The organism is Methanobrevibacter ruminantium M1, assembly GCF_000024185.1.
GTDB classification, from domain to species: Archaea; Methanobacteriota; Methanobacteria; order Methanobacteriales; family Methanobacteriaceae; genus Methanobrevibacter; species Methanobrevibacter ruminantium.
This window is the reverse complement of record NC_013790.1, coordinates 1,227,375-1,243,747: the sequence shown is the minus strand read 5'-3', so window position 1 is coordinate 1,243,747 and position 16,373 is coordinate 1,227,375. Positions and strand designations below refer to the sequence as shown.

Below are 16,373 nucleotides of genomic sequence, written 5' to 3'. Positions count from 1 at the left end.
ATAGGTAGGATTATCTCAGCTTACAGTTCTTTCGTCTTTTTGAGTGCCATTTATCTTAATTACAACTGTACCGCTAGCATTAGTGATAGGAACAGTGACAGTGATAGTCTCATTATCAAGATAAGTGATATTAACCGCTTCAACAGTTACAGTTGAATTAGCTGGGTCAACAATAAATTTAGCGCTGGTTTGAGCGTTTTCATAGTTTGCATCATCTGTATAATCAACTTCTACAGTGTAATTTCCTACTGCAAGACCTGGAACAGTGAAAGTTACAGATTGTGAACCTTCTTCTGTGATGTTTTTGCTTGTTACAACAGATGGATCGATATCAACAGGATTGCCATCCTTATCTTTGATAGTTATAGTTACCTTACCTGTAGCATTGTTTGCTCCAACGCTTACAACAATGGTTTCATTGTTAAGATAAGTAATATTAGTTGGTAGAACTATTAATGAAGAGGCATTAGCAGGATCAACTGGGATAATGGCTTTAGTTACATTAAATTCTACATGTGCTACAGATTTATTGTAATTATCATCATCGAAGTATTCTACATCAATAGTGTGAGTTCCAACAGCTAAACCATCTAATTCAAGTTTTACAGGAGTATTGTTGTTGATTGGTAAAATATCATAAGCTTTATCATCCACTTTGATAATTACTCTACCTGAAGCGTTATAGTTAGGTATAGTTATATTTGCATATTCTATTTCACCATAAGTAATGTTAGCCACATCTATGGTTACATTTGAAGCAGCCTTATCCACTCTAAATGGAGCAGATGCAGTTTGACCAGTGTAATTTGCATCTCCAGAGTAATTGGCTACAACTGTGTAGTGGTTTACTACAAGACCAGTTACATTGAATTTAGCTTGTCCATTTTCATCCAGATTGGTAGTGTTTGTGTAAGTGGAATCTCCTAAATCAATTGTAATGGTCACACTGCCTGTAGCGTTTTCATCAGCAACGGTAACTAGAATTATTTCATCTTCAGTGTAAGTGATATTTTGAGCTTCAACAGTAATTTGACTTGGAGTTGCTTTAGTTACTTCGAATAATGCAGAAGCTTCACTATCGTTGTAGTTTCTATCATCACTATATTTTACAGTTACATTGTAATTTCCAACAGCAAGACCGCTTACATTAGTTAGTACAATTGTATCTCCATCTTCAGCAGTTAGATGTTTTACAAATACATAGTCACTGCCATTTATTGTAAGGGTAATTGTACCTGTGTGGTTTCTAATTGGAACACTTACAGTAATGGTTTCATTGTTGCCATAAACAATGCTTGGAATAGCTTCAACTTCAACAGTTGAATTAGCTTTTCCTACAGTAAAGTCAGTATTTAGGTTATCAGCTATTGTGAAAGCATTATAGTTAGTATCACCAGAGTAATTAGCTACAACATTGTATCCATTCACTTCTAAGTCTTTTACTGTAAAGACAACTTTACCATCTTCTAATTCCTTAGTTTCAATTTCAGTGCCATTGATTGTAATGGTAATCTTTCCAGTAATGTTATCTTCATTTAAGGTTACTGTAATGGTCTCATCTTCACCATAAGTAATGTTAATAGCTGTAATGTTTTTATTTACATCTTTTACATCAGCTTTGCTTACTTTAAAGGTATCTTGACCAGTATTGTCTAGATAGTTAGGATCGTTGTAATATGTAGCGATTACTTGATAGTTATCATTAGCTTCCAATCCAGTTATTTCAAATACTGCTTGTCCGTTAGCATCAACAGTCTTATTGCCATAATCCACACCATTAATTGTAATGCTTACATTACCTGTTAGGTTGTATTTATCTGGAACAGTATTATCAACATTTACGGTAATGGTTTGAGTTTCACCATAAACACTGTCCTCTGCCACTACATCAACAGTTACAGGGGCTTTAGATACAGTGAAGTTTGCACTAGCGTTAACGAAATCACCATTTGCAGTGAAAACTGCCTTAGCGGTGTAGTTTCCTACAGCTAAACTATTATTGGTGTAGCTTACTGTTCTTTGGTCTATTACCTCAAATGTAGCGACTAATGTGTCGTTTATGTACAATTGGACAGTTCCGTTTAATACTTCTCCTAAATCAACAGTAATGGTTTCTGTTTGGATATGGTAAGTGATGTTTTGTGGAATTACTTTCATATCTTCTGGAAGAGCATTGATTACTTCAAAGTCTTCAGTTGCATTGTTATCATTGTAGTTTCTATCATCATGATAAACTGCAGTAACATTATGAGTACCTACAGCCAATCCTTCTACACTGAAGTGTAAGATACCGTATTCATCAACAGCACTAATATCCTTAGTTTGATTTTCAACACCATCTATGTATATGGTTACTTTACCGGTTAAATTGTCGTTAACATTATCGTTAATGAAAACACCAGTAACAGTAACGTTAATTTCTTCTGTTTCTTTGTAAATTATATCTACTGGAGTAACAACAACAGTTACATTAGCCTTATCAACTTTAAAGTCTGTGTTGAAATTAGCTCCAATAGGTATTGCATTATAATTATGATCACCGGAGTAGTTAGCCACTACATTGTATCCGTTTACCTCTAAATCAGGAACGGTGAATACAACCTTACCATCCACTAATTCTTTGGTTTCGATTTCAGTACCATTGATTGTAATGGTAACGTTTCCGGTTATGTTAGTTTCATTAAGGATTACAGTTATGGTTTCATCATCACCGTAAGTGATGTTAATAGCTGTAATGTTCATATTAGCTTCTTTAACATCTGCTTTAGTTACATTGAACTTAGCAGTGTTATTGCTATCATTATAATTGATTGAACTTGATACAAATGTAGCATTTACAGTGTATTCTCCTACAACTAATCCTGATACGTTGAATTGTACTTTTCCTTCACTATCTACAGGTTTGGTTAATTCAATGTCTGTACCATTGAGTTTGATTGTTACAAATCCAGTTGGAATATCTCCACCAGTTACTCCATTAACGGTTACATTGATTATTTCATCTTCACCATAAGTAATATCAGCAACTTCTATAGTGAGTGTAGTGTTAGCAGGATCTACATGGAAAGGAGCATTTGCAACCACGGATTCATAATTGCTGTCACCGGAGTAGTTAGCGAATACAATATAGTTATCACTTACACTTAACAATTCATCTGCAGCTGTTTTTGGAATAGTGAATACTACTTCAGTGCTGCCTTCTGGAATTTCTAACATATCAGTGTATGTACCAACGGTAATTGTTACATTACCTGTTGCACCTTCTGGAACTGTTACGGTTATTGTTTCAGTTTGTCCATAGGTTATATTGGTAGATACGACTGTAATCTCATTTGATGCTTTTGTTACTTTAAATTCACCTGTAATGGTTTTTTCAGTATAATTAGTACAGCCAGTGTAATCAACAGTGAAAGTGTAGTTATCTACAGCAGGTTTTTCAATAGTTACAACCAAATCATCAGTACCTATAACCAATTTTTTGGTCTCTACTGTATCACCTTTGCTGTTTTTGACAGTAACAGTTAGATTACCGGTAGCACCTTCAGGAACAGTTATTGTAATAACTTCATTATTTGTGTAAACAATATCAGGACTGTCTTCAGTGATATTAGGATCAATAGGACTTACAGTGAATTCACCATTGATGGTAGCGGAATCATAATTGGAATCTCCACTGTATACAACGGTTAAGTCATCATATACTCCACCTTCAGGTTTTGTAATGTTGAAGGTGAATACTTTGTCATCTTCTGTTATTTCAGTAATAGTGACTACTTCTCCTACTTGTTCTCCACCAACTGTTACAGTAATGGTACCTGTTGCATCACCAGCAATGGTTACAGTTATGGTTTCATTTTCAGTATAGAAAATATCTGGAGAATCTTCACTGATTTCAAGAGTATTGTTTTTAATAACTTCGAATACAAGGGTATCCAATACGGTATTGTCTATGACTTTGGAATTATAGTTATTATCTCCACTGTAAATAATTGTTATGTTGTGTTGTGGGTCTACAAATGGCCTAATGGAGTTAAATACTAAATCATCACCAATGGTGACATTGCCAATTTCTTCTCCATCAACCAATACCTTAATGGTTCCAGTTGGAGCTAATACTCCTTCAGGACCTTCAACACCAGTAATTGTTACAGTAATTGTATCATTAGCACCATAAGTAATTGTGGCAGTGTGAGATTCTGATAAACTTACATCCGCTTTGGTTACATTGAATGCACCACTTATATTATTAGCTGTGTAGTTTTCATCTCCACTGTAGTAAGCTGTGAAGTTGTATTCTCCTACGATTGGAGCTACAATGGTAAATACAGCTTGATGGTTTTCATCAATACCAATAGGAGTGTAATAAGTTCCATTGACTACAAGATAGACAGTACCTGTTGCATCATTAGGAAGAGTGATTGTAATTATTTCATTATTACCATAAACAATGTTAGGACTGACTTCTTCCATTTCAATAGTGTTATTTTGAGTTACAGCAAATTCACCGGTAATGGTTACTGGGTTATAGTTGCTGTCTCCACTGTAAATAACAGTTATATTGTGTTGTGGATCAACTCCAGGTTTGGTTACAATGAATTCTAAGTCTTTATCACCAATAGTAATGGTATCAATGGTTACACCATCAACAATAACTTGTATGGTTCCGGTAGGATCCACACCTCCTGTAGCACCGGTGATGGTAACAGTTATGTTTTCATCTGCACCGTAAATGATATCCGGTGAGTTTTCAGTTAGGGTAGGATCTACCTTACGTACTTCAAAGTCAGTAGTGTTTTCACTGTTATTATAGTTATGGTCTCCACTGTATTCGACTTTAACTGTGTAATTACCTACTAATAATCCTTCAAATGGATAGATAACACCAGTAGTATTAGTGAAGGGGTCAACTTCTAAAGTTCTGACTATTTGAGTGGTGTCAGATTTATTAACAATTGTAATCACTATTTTACCGGTAGCATTGAAATCTGGAAGGATTACAGTAATGTTTTCAATTTGAGTGTAATCAATATCTTCTGCAACAACTTTAATGTGAGATTCAGCTTTGGTTACATTGAATAAGTCACTTGCTTTGACTCCTGCTGCGTATTTATCATCTCCATTATAGGTTGCAGTTACATTATAATTATCATGTACTTCTAAGAAGTCAACTAGGTCATTTGGAATAGTAAATACTGCTTTACCGTTTTCCACTTGTGAGGTTAAGCTGATTTCAGTACCTTCTATGGTTATGGTTACAGTACCATTTGCATTATCAGGAACAGTTACAATGATGACTTGATCAGTTCCATAAACAGTGTTATTGGCTTCTACACTGATGTCATAATCAGTAGCCTTTTCTACAACGATTACTTTGACAGTAGATACACTACCTTCAAATTTGTCATCACCAGAGTAAACTGCAGTAACATCATATGAACCGACAGGTAATATGATTTGATCTATATCCCAAGTAGCTTTACCTGCATCATCAACAGTGATTGTAGCTACATGAGTTTGATTGATAAATCCATCTACAGTACTGTTTACATAAATGGTAATGGTTCCTGTAACGCCAGTTTCATTTACTTCAGCTAGAAGATTTTCTATAGTTCCATATGAAATAGGAGTAGCTCCTGTTACATTAATGGAAGTTTCTTTTTTAGTTACATCATAGTATACAGATTTTTCTGTGTAATTATAATTATCATCACCATAATAAATTACGGTTACACTTATGCCATTGCCTTGAACTTCATCATCTAATGTTAAGTTGTATTGGCCAGTGGCATTAAGTTCAACAATTTGATCGATTGTTCTGACAATGATCTTAATGTTACCTTGTGGGGTGGTACCATGTTCGACACCTTCGACAGTAACATTAATGTATTCACTGTCACCAACATGTATATCATCGACATCAATGACAATGTTAGGAATGGCTTTGGTAACATTGAATTTTTCTGTTTTGTTTACAGATTCATAATTTCTGTTTCCATTGAATATTGCCTCAACCATATATTCGCCTGCTGGCAAGTATGTATCATTTACATTCCAGTAGACTTTACCTTCAATAATTTCAACTTCAATCTTAGTAATGTTTAAAGTTGGGTCATTTTCACTAGTTACATATAGGGTAACGTTACCATTTTGGGCAATTTCGACTAAAATATCCTCAAGATTTCCATATGTAATGTTAGTTGGAGTAACATTCATTTCAGGAATAGCTTTTGCTACTTCAAAGTCAACACTACTACTGTTGGATAAGAAGTCATCATCACCAGGATAATAAACATTAATAGTGTAATTACCTGCATCTATTTTATTTGCAAATAAATTAGTGTTAGTAGTATCTATTTGTATTAAACCATTTTCATCAATAGTCAATCCTAATTCAGTTACAGTTTTATTTCCAGGCCAATCACTACAATTTATGTTAATGTATAATTTATCTGGGTCTGCATTGGCAGGAACTGTAATGTTGATGATTTGATCATCACCATAGGTCATATTAGTTGCATTGATTTCAATTGGGAATAAATCATTAGTTACATAGAAGATTGTTGAATTTGAAGATGCATTATGATTCTTATCTCCAGGATAAGTTACAGTAACATTGTATTTACCTTTAGGTAACAATGTAAGAATTTGAGTAATTCTGGAATCGTGTAAACCAAGGTCATAATATTGATCAACAATATTACCTTGAGCATCATAAACTGTAAGATTTATATTTTGAGTTGCAACTTCAGGATCGATATGAATATCAACAGTTTCTCTCACTCCACCACTTACATTGTCTGCTGTAATGTTAATTATTGAAGCAGCTTTAAATACAGTGAAATTAGTTGTATTTTGGCTTGGATAGTAATTGTTGTTTCCATGGAATATTGCTTCAATATCATAAACACCTGCATCCAATATAGGAAGTTGAATTTGCACTTCTTCAGTTCCTTCATTAACATAGACTGTGTATAATTGAGTGAAGTTTTCATTAGTTACGATAACGGATATCCTACCTGATTCTATATATGGCACTGTGATTGTGATATTTCTAGTTTCATTATAAGTGTAGTTTTCAATTCCAATTTTGATGAATGATTCTGCCATATTTACATGGAATATGGAAGTGTCATTGTCAGGCAAGTAGTTGTTATCACCATTATACTTGGCTTCTATGTAATATTCGCTTGCATTTAATCTTGGGAAGAATAATTTTGCTTCACCGGTACTGTTAAGAATAATTGTATCATTAAATATCACATTACCTTCAGTATCATTGATAAATACAGTAATATTACCAGTAGGTGTTCCACTTCCTCCAGTTACCTTAAATGTTATATTCTCATCTTCTGGGTGAGTAATATTCTGAGATTTGATTGTTATATTAGATATAGCTTTTCCAATAGAATATTCTGCACCAGTGTAATAATTATCTTCAGGGTGAATAACCTTGTATGAGTAATCTTGAGGATTTTCCATGTCAAATTCGAAATTGAATTTACCATTTTCATCAGTAAATGTGGTTTTAGTATCCACTAAATTATTATTATAATCATAAATCTCTAAGACTATTAACTGATGAACCTCATTTGTGGATTTAGCTGAAGTTACATCATCGGTATTGGTGACAGTATCTTCATATAAACCTCCACCATTTACACCACAATATGTTACATTATCGAAAGTAGCTCCATTAGCCTTAATACCATTCAAGTAGTTATCTTTACCTACAAAAGTACCATTTATAGATACATGACCATTAGCTCTTGAATTTCTTTGGTTTGTCCATTTATCAAATGCTGCTTGGTTTTCAAGTAAAACTGTGTCAGTCATATCCAAATTAATAGCATTGATGGCAGAACCTTCTTTAGCTTTATTGTATTGGAAAGTGGATCCAATAATAGCTAAATTGTTATTTCCATCATAATCTTCAACAGCATTAATAGCACCTGCTTTACTAACAGCTGAATTTTCTATGAATGTAGAATTGATTACTTCAAGATTTCCAGTTAATTGAGCGGCACCCGCATAACCAGAACTGCCAGTAGCAGAGTTATTAATAAATGTGTTATTTACAAATGAAACAATGACAGTTTTAGGGTCCATAAAGAATGCACCTACATTAGGAGCACTGTTATTGGTAAAGGTATTGTTTTCAAAAGTTATATTTCTAGCCATATCACTTAAATATACACCACCAGCTAAACCGGTATTATTACAATTGTCAAATGTACAGTTCGCAATTGTAATATTATAACCACTATGGCCATCACCTTGTACTCTTAATGCTCCTCCTCCACCGATACCGGAACAGTTATAAAATTCACAAGCAATAATTTGAGTGTTGTTACCTTTTTCAATTTGTAAAGCTTGGGCACCACCCCAAGATGTAGTAACAGATGTGTTAGCTACACCACAATTAATAAAGGTGTTATTATAAATCAAACCACCTTGTGAATTCCAGTTTACAGCACCTCTGGTACCTGTTGTACAGTTAATGAATGTACTGTTTGATAAAACTGTTCCAACTGGTTTAACATTAGTGTTTGCACCTGCATATATTGCACCACCGTTTTTGGTACCAGCTACATGACATTCAACAAAAGTACAATTATCTATAACACCATATTTACCTGGGTACCAGTGAATAGCACCTCCGTGGGCAGTTGAAGTACAGTTATAGAAGTAACAATCTTGAATCAATCCATTTTCAGAATTTTCACACCATTCTACTCCACCACCAAAGTTTCTAGCCTTGGCATTTGTAATATTGGAACCTATAAGCTTACAATCTTTAGCTTTTATAGCCATATATACATTTGCACCATTATTAGCACTGTTATGGTCAATATTAGAATAACTTACTGTATTTCTATCACCTGTATAGTAAATACCTCCACCATTTTCTTTAGCATAGTTATCAGAGATATTTGAAGTTGTAATGGTATTGTCAGTACCATTAATCATTATACCCCCTGCATCCTTGGATGCATTGTTATGGGTGAAGTTAGAGTTAGATATTTTGGTTTGACTTCCACTAATTAGAACTGCACCAGCAGAAACAGCTTTGTTGTTATCTACATTTACACCATCCATTACTGTCTTATAACCTGCAATCATTATGGTTCCATTTCCAGAACTTGAACTACAATTGGTTACATTTGAATTCTCTATATGGGTAGTGTTACCAGTAATATAAATTGCAGAACCATTATTAACGGAAGTAGCATTATTTATATCAGAATCTAATAAATAGATATAATTACCTTTTACATAAAGTGCTCCACCACTTTCCTTAGCAGTAGTGTTTTCCATATGACAATTACTTATAGTACCTTCTGAACCTTGGATGTAAATACCACCACTAGTATTGGTTTGAGAATTGGTAAAGTTAGATTGTTGAACCTTAATAAGGTCACCTACAACATATAATGTAGCACCTTCTTTAGCGGATTGACTGTCATTAAAGTCACAACCACGAATTGTACCGTGGTCTCCGAGCCAAATGATAGATCCTCCTCTACCATTGTTTGCATCACTTGTTTGATTACCTAAAGCTCTGCTTCCATCAAAGCTAGAGTATTCGATTACACCTCTGGTACCTTCCCAGTAAATGGAACCACCGGAAGCACCAGCAGTGTTGTTAACAAATTCACAAGCAGATACTAGACCGTCTTCTGCACCTGCATAGAAGTCAATAGCTCCACCATTCACTTTCGCAGAATTGTTCTTGAAGGTTGAACCATTAATTTGTGAATTCTTATTGTCAGTCAAGAAGATTGCACCACCAGATTGGGAAGCATTGTTATCGATGAAATTTGAATCGACTACAGTTACGTCAGAACCTCCAACATAGATTGCACCACCATCGGAAGGAACAGAGTTGTTTGTGAAATTACAGTTCGCTATATGAGTATCGTTACCCCAAATGTATAATGCACCACCAGAGGAATTGGTTCCTTCATATCTTACAGAACAATTGTCAAATACGGAATTGGAAATGTTACAGTCATTACCGGAGATAGCTATACCTCCACCTTGAACAGGTTTTGTACCTGTGTAGGTTTCACCGCTTACATAACTGTTTGAAATGTTAAGCTGGTCAAATGTACAATGACCACCTTCAAGCAGGATAGTACCACCTTTAGAACTACCATGTGCACTATCTGCATGGTTATCAATAGCAGTTAAATTGTAAACATGACCATAATTACCTTCCCAGTCAACAGCACCACCGTCATTATGAGCAGTGTTATTGATGAAAACAGTATTGTTCAAGGTACAATAGTCACCATCAATATATATTGCACCACCGTCTTCAACAGCAGAGTTATTTGTGAAGTTAGCATTGACTACATTGGTATTGTTACCGATAATGTACATTGCTCCACCAGATGATTCATCTGCAACATATTTTACAGAACAATTGTCAAATACAGCATCTGTAATGTTACAGTCATTACCAGTTAGGAATATAGCTCCACCTTGGGTAGACTTACCTGCTCCTAAATCATGGTCGCTATCAACATAGGAATTGGAAATATTGATTTTTTGTATAACTGTATTATTACCTTCAATAGTGAGGGTACCTCCTTTAGAGGAACCACTTGCACTGTCTGCATAGTTTCCATCAGCAGTGAGATTGTAGATTCTACCATTGTTACCATCCCATTGGATTGCTCCACCATCGTTGTGGGCAACGTTATTGAGGAATAATGTATTGTTCAAGGTACAATTTTCACCTAAAATATATACTGCACCACCGTCTTCATAAGCAGTGTTGTTTTTGAATGTTGCATTCACTACATTGGTATTGTTACCGATAATGTACAATGCTCCTGCAGAGGAATCGTCAATAGGAGCCAATGCAGAACAGTTTGTAAATTCGGCATTGGTAATGTTTACATAATTACCTGTAACAAATATACCTCCACCTTTGGATACCTTGTCATCATTTACTGAGGACACTGTACCTAATGTTATGTTAACCTTGTCCATTGTGAGGTTTGAACCATAAATACTTATGGTACCGCCTGAAGATTTGTGGTCTTTTCCTATAGCGCTATTGTTAAAACAGGTAATATTATAGATTTTACCTAAGTCACCATTCCAACAGATAGCACCACCATCGTCCCAACAGCTGTTGTTTGTAAATGTTGAATTTGCAATATAGGTGTTAATACCATCTACATTTATTGCACCACCTGCACCAGACTCATCATCAGATCCATTTGCAGTGTTGTTTATAAAGTCACAGCCATCTACAGTACCATTTGTACCTATCCAGTTGATTGCACCACCTTTTCCATCCTTTGCAGTGTTATTGATAAAGGTGGAATTAAGTACCTGACCATCTCTCGCACCTTCATAGAAGTCAAGGGCTCCACCATTGAGACCTGCAGTGTTATTAGTAAAGATGGAATTGTTTATAGTACCGTTTGTATTGTCGTGGAAGAAGATTGCACCACCAAGTCTTGTTGCAGTGTTGAATGTAAAGTTGGATCCATCGATTTTTGCATGGCTTCCAGTAATTACAACAGCACCACCGTTACCTCCAATAACAGTATAGGTTTCATCCACTTCAGGACGAACGTCATGAGTGAAGTTACCTATAGCAGTATTGTTTTCAAATGTGGAATTTAATATTTCACCATATAGACCATTCCAGTAAACAGCACCTGCACTACGTTCCGCAGTGTTGTTTATGAATGTTGAATTAATCAATTTACCATACATAGCACCTGCAGACCAATCGATAGCACCACCGTTACTGCCTGCAAAGTTCTCTTCAAAGTAGGAATTCTTAACGGTTGTATTATAACAATGCTCTTCCCCTTCATGCACGTTTTTCTGAAGGAAGATTGCTCCACCTCTCCAACGTGCACTGTTATTATGGAAGTTAGAAAGCTCAATAGTACCATAGGAACCTGTCCAAATGATTGCACCACCATCTCCACCTTCAGTCTGACCTTCAGTGTGATGAGTTCCTAATGCCTTGTTATCTGTAAAATTAGTTCCATTGATTGTACCATTGTGTCCATTCCAATATACTGCACCACCACTACGTCCAGCAGTGTTGTTTGTTAAGGTGGAATTGATAAGCTGACCATTCTTTGCACCTTCGTGCCAGTCTATAGCACCACCATTTGTAAATGCACTATTCAATTCGAAAGTACAATTGTTAACAGTACCATTCTCATTGTTTTCAAGATAAATTGCTCCACCACGACCTTCTAAAGCCTTATTTTCTCTAAATATGGAATTTTCAATTAAACCATTTGCACCTGTCCATTTGATAGCTCCACCATCATCATCTCCAGTTGGAATTGTCTCACCAGTTCCAGTATCTGCACCTTCAAGACCTACTTCGTTTAATGTAAATGTTGAATTGGATATAGTACCATTAACACCATTCCAGAATACAGCACCACCAGATCTACGTGCATAGTTTTCAGTGAATGTTGAATTAATAATTCTTCCATTTTCTGCACCTTCAAACCAATCAATAGCACCACCATTGGTACCTGCAGAATTCTTTTCAAATGTACAATTCAAAACTGTAATATTTTTACAATAATCATTAGGGTCCTCCAGATTATGTTTCTCAAGGAAAATAGCTCCACCACGGTTAGTAGCATTGTTGTTTTTAAAGGTTGAATTTTCTAAAGTACCATGTGAACCTGTCCAAATGATAGCACCACCGTCACCACCATCGGTAATTTGGCTTCCATTTACGTATGTACCTTGATTTAAAGCCTTATTATCATAGAAAATACTACCATTAATTACACCTTTTTCACCATTCCAGTATATACCACCACCACTACGATTAGCAGTATTATTCAAAAATGTGGAGTTAATTACCTTACCATTTTCAGCACCAGTATAAAAGTCAAGTGCTCCACCATTAGTACCTGCACTATTATTTTCAAATGAGGAATTCAAAACCATGGTATTGTTATTGAGCTGCAAGTAAACCGCTCCACCACGAGCTCTAGCACTATTGTTAGTGAAATTGGAATATGTAATATTAACATCACTACCTGTGATGATTACCGCACCACCATTACCACCAGGGGTAAGGAATCCTTCAGGCTGAACTAAATGAGTACCATTTGCAGAGTTATACTTAAAGTCAGATTGTGTTATGATACCTCCATTACCTTTCCAGAAGATAGCACCTCCACTACGTGCAGCGGTATTGTTATAAAATTTGGAACCAGATACAGAACCATTGTAAGCCTTACCGTCCCAATCTAATGCACCACCATTAAGTCCAGCATCATTACTAATGAAGTTACAGTTGATAATATGGGTATCGTTACATATGGAATTAGGGTCATTAATATCGAAAGCTATAAGGAACATACCTCCACCATTTGCCTCTGCATAGTTATCAGTGAAGTTTGAATTCCTAATAATACCCACAGAACCTAACCAAGTAATAGCACCACCATTACCACCAAGAATCTGGTCACCGCCTTGATCAAAATCACCAGGTTCTAAATTGGTTCCATAAGCCTTGTTGTCAATAAAACTACAATTGTCAATGGTACCATTTTCACCACTCCAACGAACAGCACCTGAACTATGGTTAGCAGTATTGTTGTAGAACTTGGAATTATAAAGTTCACCGAAGTGTGCACCTTGATCCCAAACTATTGCACCACCATCTCTATTTGCAGAGTTGTTTGCAAAGTAGGAATTGTTAACAATACTATCATCAGAATTATGGGCAAAGAATATTGCACCACCTTCTGAATCTTCACCGTATGCCGTATTGTTAATGAAGTTAACCTTGTTAAGGTGGAAACTGTTTCCGTATGCATACATTGCACCACCATTTCCACTTGCAGAATTGTATCGGGCATCCACTACTGTGACTGTATAATCATTACCATAAACATATAATGCACCACCATTCACTGCAGTGTTGTTATATAGGTATAGGTAATTAGCTGCAATATTGGTACCATCTGCATGTGCATATATGGCACCACCATTACCAGTAGCTGTACAATTGATTGCAGTAATATAATTTAAGGTAGTTGGAGAACCAATATAAATAGCACCACCATTGGCATTATCGCCACTGCCATCTGCCATACCATTAATGAAATGGATGCTATTTAAAACAACAATATCGGAAGCAGATCCAGTATTAATATTAAATATTCTAGCCAAGTGGTCTCCATCGATAGTATGATTTCCACCATTTATAGTAATGGCCTTATTTATAGTTATACCATCGAGATAAGCATCATCAGTGCCAGATTCGAATTTATAATTTTTATCTAAAGTAATGGTACCGGTTGTATCTTGGTCAATGATATATTGCAAGTCACCGAAAGTTGTACCAGTTCCATCAGCAGTTAGTGCATTTGCACTTAAAATATTTTTATCATTTGAATTTTTATTATTTTTACCTAAATTGATATCAGTTACTAGAATATTATCTTCAGTTTCATTATTGGAATCATTTGTATTTTTATTGGTAGACTTGATAATATTCTTACTTGAACCATCCTTTTGAGATTCAATATCGGAATCATTAATATCAATTATGGAATTATTGTTATTGTTATTAGAAACAATATCATCAGAATTAATATTAGTATTGATTGCATTTGCATTTGAACTGTGATCAATACTTGCATCAGATGTTGTAATTGCTTGTGAATTGATATTTGTTCCAATTACTGAATTATCAATTAAATTGGAATCAGCATCTGCAGCTGATACCATAGGTATGGTAAATAAAAGACATATGAATAAACCAATGATAAATAATGTCTTATTATTCATTTACTTACCCTCCTTTAATAAAAATTTAATTAATAAAATTTTAATTCAACAAAATAATAAAATGTGATAAATACTATAAAACTAAGCATTCAAATTTTGATAAATTTTTTATTATAAGTAACACTCGTTTTCAAAAATGTGATAAATACCCAAAAAGTAAGTATTTGATACACATCATTTAGTTCATTTACACCATTTTAGTTAATTTTTAAAACACCTATTTTTATAATAGTTAACTTTATTATCTTTCCTTTATACACAGAAAAAACCAATAATATCAAATAATTTTGAATATGCCAAGTCTTACACACACATTTAATAAATTTTCTTTTCATTTGTGATGCATATTCGAATTGATATTATTTTAGTTTTTTATTTTAAATTTAACCCGTTAATTACAATATTCAAACATATAATCTGATTTTATCTCCTTTAATTATAATTTAAATCATATAACTTGAACTTATTATATGATTGTTTTACAATCATTAATTAATTATTTTTAACTTGCTTCAGTTTAGCTTAATTAATAATTGATGAATTATCAATCAATAATTTCCTCAAATAATCACTTTTTATTTCTTTTTTATTGATTAATAATTTTTTAATTTGAATAAATTAAAAACAACCATATAAATTATGTTTTCATTATTCAAATTATATACTTTCAATAAACTAAAATATTTTTCAAACCAAATTATATGAATATTGTGATTGCGGCCAAATTCATGATCATTAGTCAATAGAATTTCAATTGCTTGATCTTTCTGATTGTATAAAGGCGAATCAAATTTATTTAATTAAATTGTAATAATCATATAATTTATGAAAAATATCATTCAACAAACATAGTACGAAAATTATACACTCTTTAAAATCATATCTTTTACCTTAGCTTATAAGAATAGAACTATTTTAATCAAACAATAGCTTAAGAAATATTCTGTAAGACTGAATTCTTCTTAAACCAGATATTTGACTGTGATAGTAAAATCCTCTGCAGCTATATATTTTAAAGCCCATACAATTTATATAAATTCAACATCTTTAATTATATAATAAATATAATTTCTCCAGAAATTATGATTTCATCTTTAAACTCAAAAAATGAGTTTTAGAAATATAATTTCTCCTGAAATCAGAACTAAACTTTAAACTCAAAAAATGAGTTTTAGTGAAAATGATTTCACATTTAAATCAGGATTACTGATTTTTTCACTTTTTTACCAGAAGTACTGGATTAATTGATTTTTTAAATTCTGTCTATTTCTTTAAATAAATTAATTCTAGCAAAATCTCACAATGATTAATTCATGATTTAATTACTCCACGCCAATAGACTCCCATATATCAGCATCATATTCAAAGCAATACCTTCACTAATAGACTCCCATAAATTAGATCCAATAATGAAATTGAATAAGTGAATAATTAATTCAAAGGCTAATAAGCATTGATTTAATTTTTACTAAATTTTTATGAACTTTTCAAATTAATCTTTTAAAACAAATTTAATATGATCAAGTTAAAATTAAGACAAAAATAAACTTAAAATTTACTTATTTTTG

At 33.8% G+C, this 16,373-nt stretch carries 1 protein-coding gene; it reads right to left on the bottom strand.

What is annotated here, in order from left to right:
* Positions 1-15 precede the first annotated feature (15 nt).
* Positions 16-14,805, bottom strand: coding sequence for an Ig-like domain repeat protein (locus tag MRU_RS04850; RefSeq protein WP_012955764.1), 14,790 nt, complete (start codon positions 14,803-14,805; stop codon positions 16-18).
* Positions 14,806-16,373: the final 1,568 nt, after the last annotated feature.